24 protein-coding genes are annotated in these 17,173 nt (G+C 63.4%); 6 read left to right on the top strand and 18 right to left on the bottom strand.

The features are described from left to right. Positions 1 to 21: 21 nt before the first annotated feature. Complete coding sequence (locus AX756_RS12290) at positions 22 to 1,128, bottom strand: class II histone deacetylase (RefSeq protein ID WP_068311565.1); 1,107 nt, start codon at positions 1,126 to 1,128, stop codon at positions 22 to 24. A 62-nt stretch (positions 1,129 to 1,190) separates the two neighbouring features. Here AX756_RS12290 and AX756_RS12285 point away from each other — a divergent pair, with 62 nt between their 5' ends. Beyond that, positions 1,191 to 1,448 carry a DUF167 domain-containing protein gene (locus AX756_RS12285; protein WP_068311563.1) on the top strand — a complete coding sequence of 86 codons (258 nt, stop codon included), beginning with the start codon at positions 1,191 to 1,193 and terminating at the stop codon, positions 1,446 to 1,448. A gap of 8 nt (positions 1,449 to 1,456) precedes the next feature. Here the strand turns inward: AX756_RS12285 and AX756_RS12280 are convergent, their stop codons facing one another. From AX756_RS12280 to AX756_RS12270, 3 genes are all read right to left on the bottom strand, one after another. After that, positions 1,457 to 2,530: a 5-(carboxyamino)imidazole ribonucleotide synthase gene (locus AX756_RS12280; RefSeq protein ID WP_068311561.1), complete on the bottom strand. Its 1,074-nt coding sequence runs from the start codon at positions 2,528 to 2,530 to the stop codon at positions 1,457 to 1,459. Beyond that, positions 2,523 to 3,011 carry a 5-(carboxyamino)imidazole ribonucleotide mutase gene (purE, locus tag AX756_RS12275; RefSeq protein ID WP_068311559.1) on the bottom strand — a complete coding sequence of 163 codons (489 nt, stop codon included), beginning with the start codon at positions 3,009 to 3,011 and terminating at the stop codon, positions 2,523 to 2,525. Before purE ends, AX756_RS12280 begins: the two co-directional genes overlap by 8 nt. Positions 3,012 to 3,080: 69 nt before the next feature. Further along, positions 3,081 to 3,299, bottom strand: coding sequence for a YdcH family protein (locus AX756_RS12270; protein ID WP_068311557.1), 219 nt, complete (start codon positions 3,297 to 3,299; stop codon positions 3,081 to 3,083). Positions 3,300 to 3,467: 168 nt separating this feature from the next. Between AX756_RS12270 and AX756_RS12265 the strand changes: the two genes are divergently transcribed. Together AX756_RS12265 and AX756_RS12260 are read left to right on the top strand one after the other, a co-directional pair. Further along, entirely contained in the window at positions 3,468 to 3,881 is a 414-nt protein-coding gene (locus AX756_RS12265; RefSeq protein ID WP_068311555.1) for an Hsp20 family protein, read from the top strand. 10 nt (positions 3,882 to 3,891) lie between these two features. Next, positions 3,892 to 4,125 carry a DUF1150 family protein gene (locus AX756_RS12260; RefSeq protein WP_068311553.1) on the top strand — a complete coding sequence of 78 codons (234 nt, stop codon included), beginning with the start codon at positions 3,892 to 3,894 and terminating at the stop codon, positions 4,123 to 4,125. Positions 4,126 to 4,144: 19 nt separating this feature from the next. Here the strand turns inward: AX756_RS12260 and AX756_RS12255 are convergent, their stop codons facing one another. The 3 genes from AX756_RS12255 to trxB all read right to left on the bottom strand — a co-directional run bounded on the left by AX756_RS12255 (position 4,145) and on the right by trxB (position 8,062). Then, positions 4,145 to 4,615 carry a hypothetical protein gene (locus AX756_RS12255; RefSeq protein WP_068311552.1) on the bottom strand — a complete coding sequence of 157 codons (471 nt, stop codon included), beginning with the start codon at positions 4,613 to 4,615 and terminating at the stop codon, positions 4,145 to 4,147. 228 nt (positions 4,616 to 4,843) lie between these two features. Next, positions 4,844 to 6,925: a bifunctional sulfate adenylyltransferase/adenylylsulfate kinase gene (locus tag AX756_RS12250; RefSeq protein WP_068311550.1), complete on the bottom strand. Its 2,082-nt coding sequence runs from the start codon at positions 6,923 to 6,925 to the stop codon at positions 4,844 to 4,846. 195 nt (positions 6,926 to 7,120) lie between these two features. Further along, positions 7,121 to 8,062: a thioredoxin-disulfide reductase gene (gene trxB, locus AX756_RS12245; RefSeq protein ID WP_068311548.1), complete on the bottom strand. Its 942-nt coding sequence runs from the start codon at positions 8,060 to 8,062 to the stop codon at positions 7,121 to 7,123. 206 nt (positions 8,063 to 8,268) lie between these two features. Here trxB and AX756_RS12240 point away from each other — a divergent pair, with 206 nt between their 5' ends. Next, positions 8,269 to 8,769, top strand: a complete 501-nt coding sequence (locus AX756_RS12240) for an Lrp/AsnC family transcriptional regulator (protein WP_068311546.1) — start codon at positions 8,269 to 8,271, stop codon at positions 8,767 to 8,769. A gap of 304 nt (positions 8,770 to 9,073) precedes the next feature. Continuing rightward, a complete protein-coding gene (locus tag AX756_RS12235; protein WP_156461479.1) occupies positions 9,074 to 9,631 on the top strand; it encodes a hypothetical protein in 558 nt (185 codons plus the stop codon). On the opposite strand, the gene AX756_RS12230 is transcribed toward AX756_RS12235, so the two are convergent. After that, positions 9,628 to 10,437 carry a division plane positioning ATPase MipZ gene (locus tag AX756_RS12230; protein ID WP_068311542.1) on the bottom strand — a complete coding sequence of 270 codons (810 nt, stop codon included), beginning with the start codon at positions 10,435 to 10,437 and terminating at the stop codon, positions 9,628 to 9,630. The two genes, AX756_RS12235 and AX756_RS12230, sit on opposite strands and share 4 nt — an antisense overlap. 143 nt (positions 10,438 to 10,580) lie before the next feature. Beyond that, entirely contained in the window at positions 10,581 to 10,730 is a 150-nt protein-coding gene (locus tag AX756_RS26065; RefSeq protein WP_163887265.1) for a hypothetical protein, read from the bottom strand. A gap of 172 nt (positions 10,731 to 10,902) precedes the next feature. Between AX756_RS26065 and AX756_RS12225 the strand changes: the two genes are divergently transcribed. Further along, positions 10,903 to 11,769, top strand: a complete 867-nt coding sequence (locus AX756_RS12225) for a GNAT family N-acetyltransferase (protein ID WP_163887301.1) — start codon at positions 10,903 to 10,905, stop codon at positions 11,767 to 11,769. Positions 11,770 to 11,803: 34 nt separating this feature from the next. Here the strand turns inward: AX756_RS12225 and AX756_RS12220 are convergent, their stop codons facing one another. The 9 genes from AX756_RS12220 to rpsP form a co-directional block, all read right to left on the bottom strand. Then, a complete protein-coding gene (locus AX756_RS12220; protein WP_068311538.1) occupies positions 11,804 to 12,844 on the bottom strand; it encodes a M42 family metallopeptidase in 1,041 nt (346 codons plus the stop codon). A gap of 237 nt (positions 12,845 to 13,081) precedes the next feature. After that, positions 13,082 to 13,303 (bottom strand): 50S ribosomal protein L31, encoded by a 222-nt coding sequence (gene rpmE, locus AX756_RS12215; RefSeq protein ID WP_068311650.1) that lies wholly within the window; start codon positions 13,301 to 13,303, stop codon positions 13,082 to 13,084. A gap of 11 nt (positions 13,304 to 13,314) precedes the next feature. Continuing rightward, a complete protein-coding gene (gene rplS / locus AX756_RS12210; protein WP_068311536.1) occupies positions 13,315 to 13,686 on the bottom strand; it encodes a 50S ribosomal protein L19 in 372 nt (123 codons plus the stop codon). A 270-nt stretch (positions 13,687 to 13,956) separates the two neighbouring features. Beyond that, a complete protein-coding gene (locus tag AX756_RS12205) occupies positions 13,957 to 14,280 on the bottom strand; it encodes an EthD family reductase (protein ID WP_068311534.1) in 324 nt (107 codons plus the stop codon). A gap of 54 nt (positions 14,281 to 14,334) precedes the next feature. Continuing rightward, on the bottom strand, positions 14,335 to 15,144 hold the full coding sequence (trmD, locus tag AX756_RS12200; protein ID WP_068311533.1) for a tRNA (guanosine(37)-N1)-methyltransferase TrmD: 810 nt from the start codon (positions 15,142 to 15,144) through the stop codon (positions 14,335 to 14,337). Between the two features lie 5 nt (positions 15,145 to 15,149). Beyond that, positions 15,150 to 16,070, bottom strand: coding sequence for a hypothetical protein (locus AX756_RS12195; protein WP_068311531.1), 921 nt, complete (start codon positions 16,068 to 16,070; stop codon positions 15,150 to 15,152). After that, the gene (rimM, locus tag AX756_RS12190) at positions 16,067 to 16,573 is read right to left on the bottom strand and encodes a ribosome maturation factor RimM (protein WP_068311529.1); all 507 of its coding nucleotides are present in this window, start codon (positions 16,571 to 16,573) and stop codon (positions 16,067 to 16,069) included. The genes AX756_RS12195 and rimM overlap by 4 nt, the downstream gene beginning before the upstream one ends. Next, positions 16,566 to 16,718: a hypothetical protein gene (locus AX756_RS25630; protein ID WP_156461478.1), complete on the bottom strand. Its 153-nt coding sequence runs from the start codon at positions 16,716 to 16,718 to the stop codon at positions 16,566 to 16,568. Before AX756_RS25630 ends, rimM begins: the two co-directional genes overlap by 8 nt. Positions 16,719 to 16,742: 24 nt before the next feature. After that, positions 16,743 to 17,141: a 30S ribosomal protein S16 gene (gene rpsP, locus AX756_RS12185; protein WP_068311527.1), complete on the bottom strand. Its 399-nt coding sequence runs from the start codon at positions 17,139 to 17,141 to the stop codon at positions 16,743 to 16,745. Between the last annotated feature and the right edge of the window lie 32 nt (positions 17,142 to 17,173).

The following is a 17,173-nucleotide window of genomic DNA, read 5'->3' as shown; positions in this document are numbered from 1 at the left end:
CTTGGGGTTTGTCGTTCCTAGTTAGGGATTCCCGAACAGATCCTCCAGATCAGACAACAGTTCGTCTATCATTCTGTCATGCCGCGGTCCCGGTTGGCGGGTGGCGACGGTATCGGCCATGGGATCGGGAGCCGTCACCGGGGCATTGGAGAGCGCCTCCAGCGCAGCATGGCCACAGAAGGGCACGTAAACCTCGGAATAGCCGCCTTCATGCACGAGCATGAGCCGGCCGTCGCACAAATCTTCGGCGACCTCCTTCACCCGCGCAGTCAGGCACCGGTAAGTGTCCGCACTGGCCATCATCTGGGCCAGCGGATCGAAGGCACTCGCGTCGTAGCCGCAGGCAACGATGATGCAATCGGGTCGAAAATCCTCCAGCGCCGGAAGCACCAGCCGGTCGAAGGCGGCAAGATAGCCGCGGTGCCCGGTGCCCGGCGGCAGGGGGATGTTCATGTTCGTTCCGAGACCCGCACCGGCGCCACGATCCTCAGCATCGCCGGTATCGAGCGGGTAGTTGTGTTCCTGGTGGACCGAGATGGTGAGCACTTCGGAACGATCATAGAAGATCGCTTCTGTTCCGTTGCCGTGATGCACATCCCAGTCGACAACCGCGACTCGTTCGGCCAGCCCCTCGGCCAGCGCGGCCTCGATCGCGATGGAGATATTGGCCAGCAGGCAGAACCCGTTGGGAAACTCGGGCAGGCAGTGATGCCCCGGCGGGCGGGAGAGCGCATAGGCGTTGTCGACCGCGCCCTTAAGCACGTCGAACAGGGCCGTTCGGGCGAGGCCAGCCGAAAGGGCCGCGATCTCGTAGCCGTCCTGGCCGAAGGGCGCGCGCAGGCCAAGTTCACCGCCACCCTGCGCGGAAAGGGAGCGGAATTCGGACGGGTAAGAGCGCGGGTGAACCCGGGCGAGTTCTGCCTCGGTCGCGGGCTCTCCGCCGCGCATGGACAGGTGGCGGTCGAGCCCGGTCACGCGCATCAGGTTGAGCAGCCGCCGCTTGGTTTCCGGATTTTCGGGCAATCCGCCGAAAATGGGTTGGACCAGCCCCCCCACGGGCAGGGTCAGCGCGTAGTTTCCGCCGCCATGCCAGAAGCAGCGTTCATCCCAGTAAAACCCTGTGGTCATTGTGGTTCTCCCCTCGGCCCGGTGCTACCCTAGGAGCACAAGGGGCCAACGGGAAGAGGTTGATGAAGAAGGGCGCGCTTAGCCAGTTCGCGGTGCCGGGGAGCGAGATCGCGGTTCGGGTGACGCCGAAAGCCTCGCGCAATGCGATCGAACAAACGCCTGAAGGGTTGAGGATTTACGTCACGACCGCGCCCGAAGGCGGCAAGGCCAATGCGGATGTGCGCAAGCTGCTGGCCAAGGCGCTCGGCGTGGCGCCCTCCAGCCTGTCCCTGATCCGCGGGCAGGCCGCCCGCGAAAAGGTCTTTCGCCTCGAAGAGTGATGGGTGCGTCAGGCGCTGCGCGGCCCGATCCGGTTGGCATGGCCCATCTTGCGGCCCGGGCGGGTCTCGGTCTTGCCATATAGATGCAGCGCGACCGCGTTGTCCGCCGCGAGTGCGGGGACGCGGTCCATGTCGTCACCGATAAGGTTCTCCATAACCACATCCGCATGGCGGCTCCCATCGCCCAGCGGCCAGCCGGTGACGGCGCGGATATGCTGCTCGAACTGGTCCACGGCGCAGCCATTCTGCGTCCAGTGACCGGAGTTATGAACACGTGGGGCGATCTCGTTGACCACGAGGCCAGCGCTGGTGACGAACAGCTCGACGCCCAGCACGCCGAGGTAATCCAGCTCGTTCAGGATCCGGCCAGCCATCAGCACGGCGTCGGTGCGCAGGCGGGCAGGGATCGGCGCCGGCACGGTGGTGCGGCGCAGGATGCCGCCCTCGTGCAGGTTCTGGCCCGGATCGAAACAGGACACTTCGCCCGAGAGCCCGCGCGCGGCGATGACCGATATCTCCGTCGAGAAATCGACAAAACCTTCAAGCACGGCCGGGGCGCCCTTCATCGCGTCGAAAGCCTCTTCCGCCTGCTCGGGGACGGTGATGCGCACCTGACCCTTGCCGTCATAGCCGAGCCGGCGGGTTTTCAGGATCGCGGGGCAACCGATGGTTTTAAGTGCCTCGGTCAGGTCCTCAAGGCTTTCGACATTGGCATAGGGCGCGGTTTGCAGGCCCAGGCCGGAGAGGAAGTCCTTCTCGGTTAGCCGGTCCTGGCTGACCGAGAGCGCCTTGCGGTTGGGGCGCAACGGCTTGATCGCCTCGATCCGGTCGAGCGCCTCGGCGGGGACATTCTCGAATTCAAAGGTCACGACGTCGACGCTACGGGCAAAGGCCTCCAACGCCTCCGTGTCCTCGTAGGCGGCATGGGTGCAGGCAGCCGCGACATCGGCGGCAGGGGCCGCGCCGGGCTCGAAGATATGGGTCTTGTAGCCGAGCCGGGCGGCGGCAACCGAGAGCATGCGGCCAAGCTGACCGCCGCCAAGAATGCCGATGGTGGCGCCGGCGGGCAGGTGCTCAATCATCGACCGGTTCCTCCGGGATCGAGGCCGAGAGCGCGGCGCGCCAGGCGTCCAGCCGCTCGGCCAGTTCCGGATCCTCGTTGGACAGGATCGCTGCAGCCATCAGCCCGCCATTGGCCGCCCCCGCCGCGCCGATGGCCATGGTGGCAACCGGGAAGCCTTTTGGCATCTGAACGATGGAATAGAGCGAGTCGACGCCCGACAGCGCGCGGGTCTGCACCGGCACGCCGATCACGGGTACGCGCGTCTTGGACGCGACCATACCTGGCAGGTGGGCCGCCCCGCCGGCACCCGCGATAATCGCTTTCAGCCCGCGCTCCGCCGCGCTCTTGCCGTAGGCCCAGAGACGGTCGGGTGTTCGGTGGGCCGAGACGATGCGGGCCTCGTAGGGCACGTTCAATTCATCGAGAATTTTCGCGGCTTCCTTCATGGTCGGCCAGTCGGACTGGCTGCCCATGATGATTCCCACCTTCGGCTCCGGCATCATACTCTCCTGCTGAACGGAGCGCGCACCATATCAGCCGCTAGGGCCGTTGCAATCGCCTGTGTTGCCTCAGGCGATGATGTCGGGGGTTATCTGGTCTTCCAGCACCGCGATCCGGTCTTTCAGGGACAGTTTCTGCTTCTTGAGCCGACGAATGGTAAGGGGATCGGCAGTGCCGGTCCCTTCCAGTGCCGTGATCGCATCGTCAAGGTCGCGATGCTCCCGGATCAGAACCCGGAGCTTCACGTGTTTGACCTCAAGTGGATCCATTTCGGTGGGTGCGTTCATGCCGGCCTTGCGTCAACTTTGCGCGATAACAGAACGAACATAGTGCCTTGGGGGGCGTTCCGCCAAGCGCAACCTTGCGCCCCGAGGCACCTGATCCCATATTCTTCCTCGGGTGCCCGGTTTCGGGGCTCGAAAACCGCATGGTCGCTTCATGAAAGGACGTGCCCCATGACAAAGACCTCTTTGGGTTCCCATCCCTTCCTTTTGGGATTCGAACAGCTGGAACGGCTCGTCGAACGGACGGCCAAGGCCGGAAATGACGGCTATCCCCCCTATAATATCGAACAATCCGGGCAGCGGTCCTATCGGATCACGCTTGCCGTGGCCGGCTTTGCCGAAGAAGACCTGTCGATCACTGTCGAGGACCGCCAGCTCGTGGTCCGCGGGCGGCAGGCCGAGGAGGCCGGGGAACGCGTCTTTCTCTATCGCGGAATCGCCGCGCGGCAATTCCAGCGTAGCTTCGTTCTAGCCGACGGGGTGGAAGTGGCCGGCGCGACGATGGAAAACGGGCTGCTGCATGTGGATCTCAAGCAGGTGCAGCCAGATACGGTCGTGCAGACGATCGAAATCAACCGAACGTAAGGAGGGGCAAATGGACTACAAGCTTCCTTTCGACAGCGAAGAACATGGCGGGCAGCCAATTGTCTATGTGCGTCCGGTCGAGGTTGCGGATCTTCCCGAGGAAGTCCGCGAACAGGTTGGCGACGAAGATGTTCTTTACTCGGTGCATGACACCAACGGACAGCGGCTTGCGCTGGTGAAGGGCCGGCGGCTCGCCTTTGAGCTTGCGCGCCAGAACGACATGATGCCGGTCAACGTCCACTGAACGCGCGCGGGTGGTCCGGTCAGCCTTGCGGCTCTTCCGACAGCGGGCGCGAGTGCGGCCGCGGAGAAGTCGTGACGGCAAGCTGCGCCTCGGGCCTGGTCAGGAGAAAGACGACCGTGTCTTCGACCGGCTCCGGCAAATCGTTCAGTCTCACCCGGCCGGGGCCTTCCAGCTCCGGCAGGTCCCTGAGGTTGACGACGGGTACTGTGGCGGCGATCGGCAATTGATCCAGTTTCACAACTGAAGCGTCCGCGAGATCGGGGTCGCGGACATGCACCCGTTCCTTGAGAAGGTCCGAGCGTCCGGTCATTTCGAGATATGTTTCGTGCAACGGCTGGACGAAAGCGTAGAGCCGGTAGTTGATCCGTGAGCGTTGCTGCGGCCCGCCGAAGGTATAGACGGCGGTTGCTATCAGGATCGGCAGGGCCAGGTAACGCAGAAGCACCCAGATGCCGGTTGTCCAGAAACTCGAATAATCGCTTTTGGTCATGTCTACCCACGCAGAAAAGAACTCGTAACGCTTCCACTTGCGGTCCCAAGCGGGCGCAAGTGGAGGCAGAAATCGGGTATTTTGTTGAAAACTTCATTGATCCCGGCCAGCGCCCGCGAATGCCATGTTCCGGCTGGTTCCGGCCGGCTAGCGCGGTTCCAAAAGCGAACGCCCGCCACGGAGGGTGGCGGGCGTTGTTTCTTGTCTTGATCGAGGCCGTGGGCAGGATCAGCTACCGGCGATGAGGCCCATGCTCTCGAGCTTCAGCAGAACCTGCTGGGCGCAGTAATCGACATCGACCGTCTCGGTGTCGAGGCTCAGCTCGGGGTTCGTGGGCACGTCATAGGGATCCGAAATGCCGGTGAATTCCTTGATCTTGCCCTCACGCGCGAGCTTGTAGAGGCCCTTGCGGTCCCGCTTCTCGCATTCCTCGATGGAGGTTGCGACATGGACCTCGACGAAGGCACCGTATTCCTCGATGTCCTCGCGCACGGCGCGGCGCGTCGTGGCGTAGGGTGCGATCGGGGCACAGATGGCGATGCCGCCATTCTTGGTGATCTCGGAGGCGACATAGCCGATGCGGCGGATGTTGAGGTCGCGGTGCTCCTTGGAGAAGCCCAGCTCGCTCGACAGGTTCTTCCGCACGATGTCACCATCCAGAAGCGTCGTCGGGCGGCCGCCCATCTCCATCAGCTTGACCATCAGCGCGTTGGCAATCGTGGATTTGCCGGAGCCGGAGAAACCGGTGAAGAACACGGTGAAGCCTTGCTTGGAGCGCGGCGGCTTGGTGCGGCGCAGTTCCTTGACCACGTCCTTGAAGGAGAACCAGTCCGGGATCTCCAGTCCCTCGGCCAGGCGGCGGCGCAGTTCGGTGCCGGAGATGTTGAGGATGGTGACCTTGTCCTTGTCGGCGATCTCGTCAATCGGCTCGTACTGGGCACGCTCCTGCACAAAGACCATATGCTTGAACGGCACCATCTCGATGCCCATCTCGGCCTCGTGCTCGCGGAACAGGTCCTGCGCGTCGTAAGGACCATAGAAATCCTCGCCGGCGGAGTTCTTGCCCGGACCGGCATGGTCGCGGCCAACGATGAAATGCGTCACGCCGTGGTTCTTGCGGATCAGGCCGTGCCAGACCGCCTCGCGCGGGCCGGCCATGCGCATGGCCAGCGGCAGCAGGCTCATGGTCGTGGTGGCGGCCGGGTACTTGTCCAGAACGGCCTCGTAGCAGCGCACACGGGTGAAGTGGTCCACGTCGCCCGGCTTGGTCATGCCGACGACGGGGTGGATCAGCAGGTTGGCCTGGCATTCCTTGGCGGCGCGGAAGGTCAGCTCCTGGTGGGCGCGGTGCAGCGGGTTGCGCGTCTGGAAGGCGACGATCTTGCGCCAGCCGAGCTTGCGGAAATAGGCGCGCAATTCGTTGGGCGTGTCGCGGCGGGCGCGGAAGTCGTAATGCACGGGCTGCTGGATGCCGGTGATCGGGCCACCGAGATAGACGGGGCCGGCGACATTGTGCAGGTAGTTGACGGCGGGGTGCGCCTGGTCATCGGCACCGAAGACCTTCTCGGCCTCTCGCGCCTTGTTCGGCACGTATTTGTCGGAGATCGACAGGATGGCAAGGATCACGCCTTCCTGGTCGCGCAGCGCGATATCCTGGCCCGGCTCGATCTTGTCGGCAAAGCTCTGGGAGACGTCGAGCGTGATCGGCATCGGCCAGAGCGAGCCATCGGCGAGGCGCATGTTCTCGACGACGCCGTTATAATCCTCTTCGGAGAGAAAGCCCTTGAGCGGGCTGAAACCGCCATTCATCAGCAGTTCGAGGTCGCAGATCTGACGCGGGGTCAGATCCCAGGAGACGAGATCCGCCGCCTCGACCTTGAGCTTCTGGGCGCTCTCGTAGGAAACGTAAAGCTCGGATATGGGAGCCAGGTTGTTCTGCATAGGGTTTGTCCTGTGTTGGAAGGGGTTGAGACCGCTGGACGTACCGGTCAGTTCTGCGTGCAGAGCGTCGTACTCTGCGAATTTGCGGGAGAGGAATTTGTCGCGCAGGCGTAATTGCTCGGCGGCCCCGCGCGAGGTGATGGAATAGGAAAAACGCTGTCGCTTGTCGGGCCCTGCGCGTTCGCCGATCGTGACCAGTCCGGCCTCCACCGCAGCGCGTAGAAGCGCATTCAGGCGCCCGAGAGAAATCCCGAGTGCCGTGGCGGTACTGCGCTGCGAAGCCTCCGGCGCCAGGTCAAGCTGGCGCAACATCCGAAAGAGCAGGTCCTCTTCTTCCGGCGAAATGGATTTTTCTTCAGCGAAATGCATTTGCGACTCAATATGTGTTCACGCGTGAACACATTGCATGTTTCACGTTCTCGGAAAAGGAAAAAAGTTCCGGTATCTGTGAAAGTGGTTAATCGCACCCATACGATCACGGCACGAAAAAAACGACCGGCAACCCAGGGCGGCCGGTCGTGCTATCCAGTCTTTTTCTATGCTTGAGAAAAGCGTCGCGCGTGATCAGTCCTGTTCGGACAGGAACCGTTCTGCTTCCAGCGCCGCCATGCAGCCCATCCCGGCCGAGGTTACGGCCTGGCGATACAGGTGGTCCGTAAGATCGCCCGCGGCAAAGACCCCCGGAATCGACGTCGCCGTGGAATCCGGTTTCGTCACCACGTAGCCGCCCATATGCGTCTCCAGCTGGTCCTTGACCAGTTCCGAGGCCGGGGCATGACCAATGGCAACAAAGACGCCAGCGGCCGGAATGGTGCTCTCTTCGCCGGTCTTGACGTTCTTGACCCGCAACCCCTCGACGCTGAGCGGGTTCTCGGAGCCGACAATCTCCTCGGGGGTGGTGTCCCAGGCCAGTTCGACCTTTGGGTTCTTGAACAGACGATCCTGCAGGATTTTCTCCGCACGGAGGGAATCGCGGCGATGCACCAGCGTCACCTTGGAGGCGAAATTGGTCAGGAACAGCGCTTCTTCCACGGCCGTATTGCCGCCGCCGATCACGATGACCTCCTTGCCGCGATAGAAGAAACCGTCGCAGGTAGCGCAGGCCGAGACGCCGAAACCCTGGAATTTCTGCTCGCCCGGCATGCCGATCCATTTCGCCTGCGCCCCTGTCGCAAGGATCAAAGCGTCGGCGGAATACGTCGTGCCGCTGTCGCCAATCGCGGTAAAGGGACGCTGCGACAGGTCGATGGAATTGATGTGATCGCCAATGATCTCGGTGCCGACAGCGCGGGCATGCTCTTCCATTTGCACCATGAGATCAGGCCCCTGGACCTCGACCAGGCCGGGCCAGTTCTCCACTTCGGTCGTGATGGTCAACTGCCCGCCCGGTTGAATGCCCTGAACAAGAATGGGGTCCAGCATGGCGCGGCTGGCATAGACCGCGGCCGTGTATCCGGCCGGGCCGGAGCCGATGATAAGAACTTTGGTATGGCGAGTGCTGGACATTCTGGTCTCCAATGAGCAAAAAGCGGTGCCGAAACGGCGTCCCGCTGGATATAAGCAGGCTTTGCCGATACCGGAAGCCCCGGCTTTTCTGCACCTTCCGTAGAGCTATGCACCCAGAACAAACCGGACAAATGTTGCGCAGTTGCGAAACATTGTTGCGCTTTTGGGGTGGTCTGGCTACAGTTCGCGAAATTCAGGAGGGCTGCATGCCGGGTTCCAAACTTGATCCGATCGACCGCCACATCCTCGCCGAGCTGCAGGCTGACGGTCGAATGACCAATGTCGAGCTGGCCCGGCGAGTGGGAATTTCGGCGCCGCCCTGCCTGCGACGGGTCCGCACGCTCGAGGAATCCGGTTTCATTCGCGGCTATCACGCCGACGTCGACCCGCGCGAACTGGGTTTCGAGGTCCAGGTCTTTGCCATGGTCGGCCTGAGCAGCCAGGCAGAGGCGGACCTTTCGGCCTTTGAGCAGAAATGCCGGGAATGGCCGCTTGTGCGCGAATGCCACATGCTCAATGGCGAAATCGACTTCATCCTGAAATGCGTCTCGCCAGACCTGTCGACCTTCCAGAGCTTCCTGACCGAGGAGCTGACAGCGGCCGCCAATGTCGCGAGTGTCAAGACATCGCTGGTCATCCGCGGCGCCAAGAACGAACCGGCCGTTCCATTTGAGGTCCTGGAAGAGCGGCTTAGCCAGATCCCCTGATCGTCCATGGTGAATGACAACCGAAACGCGCGCGCCCCACGCTCTGGGCGTGTGCAAGTGACGTCCCCATCTTCTACGCTCTGGTCGCGGGCTGTTTCCTTGAGGACGCGGCTCTGCGCGTGATCGGGCGTTCCGGCCTGCCGCCGTTGCAGGTGGCGGGTATCGCCCTTGAACCGGTGCCGCAGGGATCCGCGTGCTGAGCGGGTCCGCGGCCTTAACCTATTTGTCCGACCTGCCGGCATGCTGCCACAAACGGGCCTCGTTTTCTCGCTAACGTTGAGTGAGATAGGCAGGGAGACGCCCCGTGACTTCTGATGTAGCGCAAGCCAATATCGGCCGCAGATTGGCCGTTCCGATGATCGGCCTTGGAGCTGCCTGCTGCAGTTCGGTCGAGTTCGTGAAGCTCAACTGGCCGGATCTGGTGGCATTGCCTGGTGCGGTTGGATCCATCTGTGCGATGTTGGGGGTTCTGTTGCTTTTTCGCAGTCAGCTTCGCGCGGCGAAGGCTGTGCGGGCAAACCGTGCTGGCTGCATTCGGATCTCGCCCTATGTGCCGGAAATGGCGGATGGCACCAACGGAGCCGAGACGCTCAAGATCGTCCTGACACCGTCTCCCAAACTCGTCGTTTCCACAGCTGTTCCAGACGACGGATCGCAATCCGCAGAGACCCGTGAACAGGAAACGGCAGAAAACGCTCCCTGCAAGCTCCCCTTCGCTAAGGGGAGGCGGGTCGTCTCGCGCCCGCTGGCGGCGGCACAGCGCTTTGGCTCCGAATGGGCGCAGGACGTGAAGCTGTCCGGTCGCGCACAGGAACGCCTGGAAGCGGATCCCTTCGTTCGGCGGCTGGCCCGGTTGGGCTAGAACTTCACCTTCACGCCCGGCAGGTTCAACGTCTTGACCAGGTCCCGCACCTCTTGGCGGGCGGCGATATTGGACAGGTTCAGCCGATCCGTGCCGATGTCTCGCAGGTCCAGCAAGGTCAGGCCGCGCGGGAAGAGTTCCCGGAAGATCACCCTTTCGCTGAAGCCCGGCGCGACACGAAAGCCGATCCGTTTCGAGAGCTTTCCGAGCGCTTCGCCGACCTTGCGCTTGTTGTGCATCTGCTGCGAGCCCAGCCGGTTGCGGGTCACGATCCAGTCGATCGGGGGCAGGCCCGCCTGCGCACGTGTCTGGCGCGCCGACCAGACCATTTCCGAATAGACCGACGGCCCGAGAATGGCGCCATCTTCCGGTCGGGTCCGTGCCAGGAGGTCAAAATCGACAAAGGAATCGTTGAGCGGCGTGATCAGCGTATCGGCCATGGCATGGGCCATCTGGCTAAGACGCGTATGGGAACCGGGGCAGTCGATCAGGATGAAATCGGATTCCGGCTCCAGCGATTGCACGGCAAGCGCCAGCCGGTGGTCGTTGATATTCGTCCCTTGGGGCACGTCTTCCGGCGCGATCTCGGGCAGGTTGACATAGTCGGGGATCGCCAGCGCGTGGCCTTTTCTTGCACAGAAGGCGCGGCGATTCTCGATATAGCGTCCCAGGCTCTGCTGGCGCAGGTCGAGATCCATCGTGCCGACGCGATGCCCCATCCGCGCGAGGGCGGTGGCCACGTGCATGGAGGTCGTGGACTTGCCCGACCCGCCCTTTTCATTTCCCACGACGATGATATGCGCCACGTTGCCTCCTGCGGTCTCCGCTCTGCTTTGCAGACCTGCATTGCCACGTATGAGCCAACATTCCCGCGACAGGCCGGTCAGAAGCCGGAGCCTGTGGCTCTAATGCCGGATCGGGGGAAGGAAAAGAGCAAAAACCGCCTGGTTCAGAATGCCCAGCGAACGAGGTAATCCAGCAGCGAAAGCAGCAGGTAGGTGGGAATTGACAGCACGCAGGCGAGCCACAGGGCGCTGCGAAAAGTCGGGCGGGGCGGCGGCGCTTCGATGCCGCGAACGGGGGCAGGCTTCTGTCTCATGCGGGCATTAACCATACGTTAGGTTTGCATATGGTTAATGCTGATCATGGAGCCTCGATGGATCGAAATATCCTGCCCGTGTCTGCCCGAGGGCGTGCCCGTTCCGATGCAGCAGCATCCGACCTACGGGGCCGCATGCGCAACTCTTGGCTCCAGCTTGCGGTACTTCGAAATGCGCAATCATACCGGACAGTTGCTTGGCGCCGCGCAGGTTCTCGAACGCCCAGTTCCCCTGCTTGGACGGGCGGCGCTGCTCTCGCGTGGGCCGGTCTGGGCCGAACTCGTACCGCCATCGGTCCGACGCGGCGGTGTCCTGTCCTTGCTGGAGCGTCTCAAGCAGGACCATCGCATCGTCGCGGCCACGCCGGAACCTTGCGATGGTGCAGACCCGCTGGATGGCAGCGGTTGGTTGAAGGCCGTGACGCCCTGCCATCTGGCGCGGCTGGAATTGAGTGGCGACGCAGCCGAGATGCGCGCCCGGCAGCACGGCAAATGGCGCAACCGGCTGGTCAGGGCAGAGGGGGCGGGCCTGGAGGTTCGCCAGGCACCGATGCCGGAGAATCCGGGCCACTGGTTGCTGATGAGGGAGGCCGAACAGGCCTGTGCTCGCCGCTATCGTCGGTTGCCGCCGACCTTCACCGCGGCCTGGGTGCAGCAAGGCGGAAAGAAATCCGCACGTCTCTTCACAGCGGAAAGGGATGGCGAGACCGTGGCAGCCATGCTTTTCCTTCTGCATGGTCAAAGCGCGACCTATCATGTCGGCTGGTCCGGTCCCGAAGGGCGGCGGGTCGGGGCGCATAACCTTCTGTTGTGGAATGCACAAAACTGGCTGGCAGCGCGTGGCATGCGCCAGTTGGACCTCGACCTTATCGACACTCGGAACACGCCCGGTATTGCCCGGTTCAAGCTTGGTAGCGGGGCCGATGTCGTCGCCCTTGGCGCGACCCGGCTATCCGCGCCAGGGAGCCGTTTCTTTGCGGTGCGCTCCCGGAAAGCCGGGAACGGCGCTCTCTCATTTGGTCAGGAAGCGCGCCCTTGACCTAGGTGCGTTGCAGCCCGGCGGCCTTCCTTTTTCAGCCGGCCTGGCGGAGATAGGCGACCAGTATATCCCGGGCCGCCTGCAGGTCGCGGCTATCGACCATCTCGGTAACCGTGTGGATATAGCGTGTGCCAACCACGATCCCCACCGCCCGGGCGCCGGCTGCAGCCTGCTGGGCGGCGGCGCCGTCCTGACCGCCGGCCCGCAGCATCGTGCGTTGGAACGGGATATTCTCCGCGCGGGCAAGCGCGTCAAACTCCGCCACAAGCGCCTTGTCGGCAATGAAGGACGTGTCGCGGACATGCAGGCCGAAGCCCTTGCCTTGCTCCGTTGTACGATCCTGCTCGGGAACGCCGGGCGTGTCGCAGGCCAGCGTCGTGTCGATGCCCAGGCCGATATCGGGCTGGATGCGGAAAGCGGCCGTGCGCGCTCCGCGCAGGCCAACCTCTTCCTGGCAGGTGAAGGCGACGTGGATCTCGGCTTCGTTGGCTGTCTCGGCCAGCCCCCGGATCGCTTCGATCCCGAGCCAGCAGGCGACGCGGTTGTCGAGCGCCTTGGAGACGAATTTATTGCCCATCTCCAGAAACGGCTCGTCCATCACCACCATGTCGCCGACCTTGACCTTCTCGGCAGCAGCCTCGCCCAGCCCGGTATCGACGATGAATTCATGCACTTCCGGCACTTTCTTGCGGTCTTCGAGCTTGGTGATGTGCACGCCCGGCCCGGCCGGGTTCATCACGCCCTTCAGGTCGCCGTCGTCGGTGCAGACGAGCACGCGGCGGGCAAAGAGCGTGCGCGGGTCGAAGCCGCCGACAGGCTGGAGATAGAGGAAGCCCTCCTTGGAGATGTGGCTGACAAGAAAGCCGATTTCGTCCATGTGGCAGAGCAACATGATCTTCAGCGGCGTCTTCGCGCCTCCGCGCGCATCGCGACGGCAGAGAAGGGAGCCCATCGGGTCCGTTTCGACATGATCGAAAAGCCCTTCGATCTCCTTGAGGATCAGGTCGCGGACACGCTCTTCATGGCCGGGCACGCCGGGGGTTTCGCAGAGGCGCTTGAGAAGATCTGTATTCATGTCGGCTCCAGAGGAAATGTCGGTTTGTCGATACCGGAATAGGTGGCAGGGCGGCGTTCTGCAACACGGGCAGGGGGCGGAAGGCCGAGCCGGGCGCTTGCCGCCGGCCGGTGGCCGAGCGGCGGTGGCGCCGCTTGCGCGGCGTGGGCCTGCGGCGGGGGCAAGGCGGGAAGGACGAGAACGAAAAACGCCGCCCCCGAGGGAGCGGCGTTCTGCACTGTCCGTGATCTGTGGCTTTTAGAAGCCCAGACCTTCGTATTTCTTCTTGAACTTGGAAACCCGGCCGCCGGCATCCATCAGCTTGGCCGAGCCGCCGGTCCATGCAGGGTGCACGGAGGGGTCGATGTCCAGCGCCAGTTGGTCGCCTTCCTTGCCCCAGGTCGATTTCATCTGAACCACGGTGCCATCGGTCATCTTGACGTCGATGAGGTGGTACTCGGGATGAATATCTTTTTTCATCATCCGTCTCCTTACGACTTGGGCTTGTAGTTGGAAACTTCCGCGATACGGGCCGACTTGCCCCGGCGCGAACGCAGGTAGTAGAGCTTGGCGCGGCGCACGCGACCACGGCGCACGACGGTGATGCTCTCGATATTCGTCGAATGCAGCGGGAACACACGCTCCACGCCTTCGCCGAAGGAAATCTTGCGAACGGTGAACGAACCGGCAACGCCGCTGCCGTTCTTGCGCGAAATGCAGACGCCTTCGTAGTTCTGCACCCGGCTCCGCGAGCCTTCGGTCACCTTGTAGCCGACGCGAATGGTGTCGCCAGCCTTGAAGTCGGGAATTTCGTTCCCGAGGGAGGCGATCTGTTCCGCCTCCAGTTCTGCGATCAGATCCATCTGAAACGCTCCTCTACTGCTTGCGGTTGGCCCGCAAAGTGTTTGCCGCGCCCCGGAGCTCCTGGTCTTCATCGGGTCCGCTGTCGCGCCCGCCGGAGGTCAGGTCATCAATTCCTTGGTCGGTTTTACCGTGCTGCCGGCGGGATGGGGCCGAAGAAGGCCCGCCCGTTCGATCCGGCCGCAATGGCGAAACCATCCGAGTCGGTTTCCCGATCAGATGGCGCTGTTTAGGCAAGGGCGTGCCTTATTGCAAGCCCGTTGCGATGGTCGTCACTCCATGAGTTGCCGCAGCACGGTTTCGCCGATCAGCATCTGCGGAGTCGTGTTGGTGAATTTGGGAATGTCGTCCAGTACCGGCCCCGCCTTGGCCATGGCCGCATCGAGATCAGAGGGCTCGTTGAAGGTCATCGTGGCGATTGCGTAGAAAGGCGGCGGCACGTCCTGACCGCCGGCCAGTCCCCTGCTCACGGAGACAGCGGTCATGTGTTCGCCGAAGTACTTCTTCACAAGGGGCATATGGGTGCCGAGGTAATAGTCGAAATCGAAATTCGTTTCGTCCGTGATCGGATAGATCACCTGAAGCGTCAATGGCATGTTTGCCTCCCTTTTATTCGGGAAGCATAGCACGAAAATCGTTGGCCCGTCGCCTCAATCCTTCCGGTGCCGGGCCTGCCAGGCCTCCCAGAGATCGGGCCGCCGCTCCCGCGTCAGCGCCTTGGCCTGTTCGCGCCGCCATTCCTCGATCCGCGCATGATGGCCGGAGAGCAAAACCTCCGGCACTGCGCGCCCATTCCAATCGTTCGGGCGGGTGAATTGTGGATGTTCCAGCAAGCCGTCCGAAAAGCTCTCCTCCTCGGTCGAGGCCTGGTTGCCCAGAACGCCGGGAAGCAGCCGCACGGTGGCGTCGATCATCGCTTGCGCGGCAATCTCGCCGCCGGTCAGGACGAAATCTCCGAGCGAAACCTCCTCGACCTCGTAGGCATCCAGAACCCGCTGATCCACCCCTTCGAAACGACCGCAGAGCATCGTGATGCCCTCGGCCCCGGCCCAGCGGCGGGCGGTGGCCTGATCGAAACGGCGTCCGCGCGGGCTCAGGTAGACAATCGGCCAGCGGGCGCGATCGCGCGGTGTGTCGCGGGCGGCCTCGTCCAGCGCCTTGGCCACGACATCGGGGCGCAATACCATACCTGCGCCGCCGCCCGTGGGCGTGTCGTCCACGTTGCGGTGCCGGCCTTGGCCAAAGGGGCGCAGGTCGATCTTTTCCAGCGCCCAGAGGCCGTCCTGCAATGCCTTTCCGGTCAGACTCTCGCCCAGAACGCCGGGAAAGGCGCCGGGAAACAGCGTGATGATCTTGGCGCACCACGCACCTTGCAGGCGCGGGTTGGGGTCCATCAGGTCGCGCGGCACAAGGCTCGCGCGGATCGACAGGCGTCCGTGGGATTTGGGCCCGTCAGTCATGGCTCTCACTCATATCCATTCATCATCCGTTCGAGATCTTCTTGCCGCTGTGCCAGCGACACCAGCGCCTCCGACAAGTCGGGTTCGGCCGCCGCTATCTGCTCCGAGATCTCCAGCATCCGCGACACCTCGGGCAAGTCCCCGAGCAGATGGGGGGCTTCATCCAGCACGGCCTCGGCCCGCGCAAGGAAATGTGCCAGGGTCACGACATCGGCCGCCTCGACGATCAGGTCGAATACCTGCGCCATGCAGTGTTGCCCGCGCACCGCCTCGGCGAATTCCGTGTCGAAGACGAGCACAAGCGCCGCGTGCCGGTCCCGTCGGGCGCGGGTTCGCTGCGTACGTTGAAGCAGGTCCGCGAACAGGAGCGAGGGGCTCACGGTTTCCGGCAGCGGCAGGATTATCCGGGCCAGATCGGCTTGCGCGGCACCCTCGGCGGGCAGGGCATCGAGTCGTCCGAACATTGCCGCGATTTCTTCGACCGCTTCGGGCAGCGGGATCTGTTCGCGTTCGTCCAGAAGCACCTCCGCGTCGTCGGCAAACTCGTTCAGCTTCTTGAGCGCCTGTTCGACGATGGCCTCTGCCTCGGCTTCCGCACGGGGGCGCCAGAGGATGCGGCCAAGCGCGATACCGCCCAGCCCCAGCACGATCCAGCCCATGAGCGGCGCGGTTGCCTCGATGCCGAGCAAGGCGCGCAGGAGATGGCCGAACCCGAGACAGGCCGAAGAAAGGGCGAAATGCACCATCAGGGTGGGCAGGACCATCGCCGGTCCGTCGCGGAACGGCTCGAACTTCATCACGGCGACCCAGAGGAAGAACAGAGCGGTAAAGGCCAGCACCGCGATATAGGGCGCGCCGGTCATCCCGGCGCCGATGGGGGCGGCATGGAAGAGCGCGCCGGCGATCCCCAGCCCCCAGTATTTCATTCGAAGAGGCCCTCGGGCGGATCGGCAACGATCCGGCCTGACGCGATATCGACCGTGGGCACGGCCTCGCGGGTAAAGGGCAGCAGAACGGTTGTCTTCAGCCCCGGACCGTGGATCTCCAGCATGTCGCCAGCGCCGAATTCCTGCACCGCGCGCACCGTTCCCAGCAGGTTGCCGCCGGTATCGCGCACTTCCAACCCGATCAGGTCGGCATGGTAAAATTCGTCCTCGGGCAATTCCGGCATCCGGTTCCGGTCGGCCATCAGGCGGACACCCTTGAGCGCGTCCGCCTGTTCCTTCGTCGCGATCCCGTTCAGGCGAACGGCAAGTCCGTTCTTGACCGGGCGGGCGATCTGCACCGTGAAGGCGCGCGCGCCGTCCTCGGTGAAAAGCTCCCCATAGGAAGCGATATCCTCGGGAATGGCGCAGAAGCTCTTGAGCCGTACCTCTCCCTTGACGCCGAATGCGCCCGCGATGGCGCCGACACAAACACGATCAGCCATCTCGCATCACTCCCTCGCACAGACCGCGCGCACCGATCCGGCCACCGGCATCGAGGCAACGGTCGTCCATGACGATCCGATGCGCCTCGATCCCGCACCAAAGGCCAACGCCGAAAAGCGTGCCCCAGATGGCCAGCCGGATCATGCTCGCAGAGCCTTGACGTGCCGATTACTCGGCAGTGGCTTCCTCGGCGGGAGCCGCGGTTTCGGCAGCAGCGGCCTCGGCAGCTTCGGCGGCCTTGGCGGCTTTCTCTTCAGCGCGCTCGACGGCCTTCTTGCCCGGCTTCGCCTTGTTGGGGTTGTCGCGCTCGGCCTTCTCGCGCACGCCGGCGGCTTCGAGGAATCGCACGATGCGGTCGGTCGGCTGGGCGCCCTGGTCGAGCCAGTACTGAACGCGCTCCATGTCCATCTTCACGCGATCCTCGGAATCCTTCGGCAGGAGCGGGTTGTAGGTGCCCAGCTTCTCGATGAAGCGGCCATCGCGCGCCATGCGCGAGTCGGCGGCGACGATGGAGTAATAGGGGCGCTTCTTGGAGCCGCCACGGGCGAGACGGATTTTCATGGCCATTGTTGTTTTCTCCTTTGAATGGCGTTGATTTG

This window comes from Aliiruegeria sabulilitoris (assembly GCF_001558155.1).
Lineage (GTDB): Bacteria > Pseudomonadota > Alphaproteobacteria > Rhodobacterales > Rhodobacteraceae > Tropicimonas > Tropicimonas sabulilitoris.
This window is presented reverse-complemented; position numbering and strand designations above follow the sequence as displayed.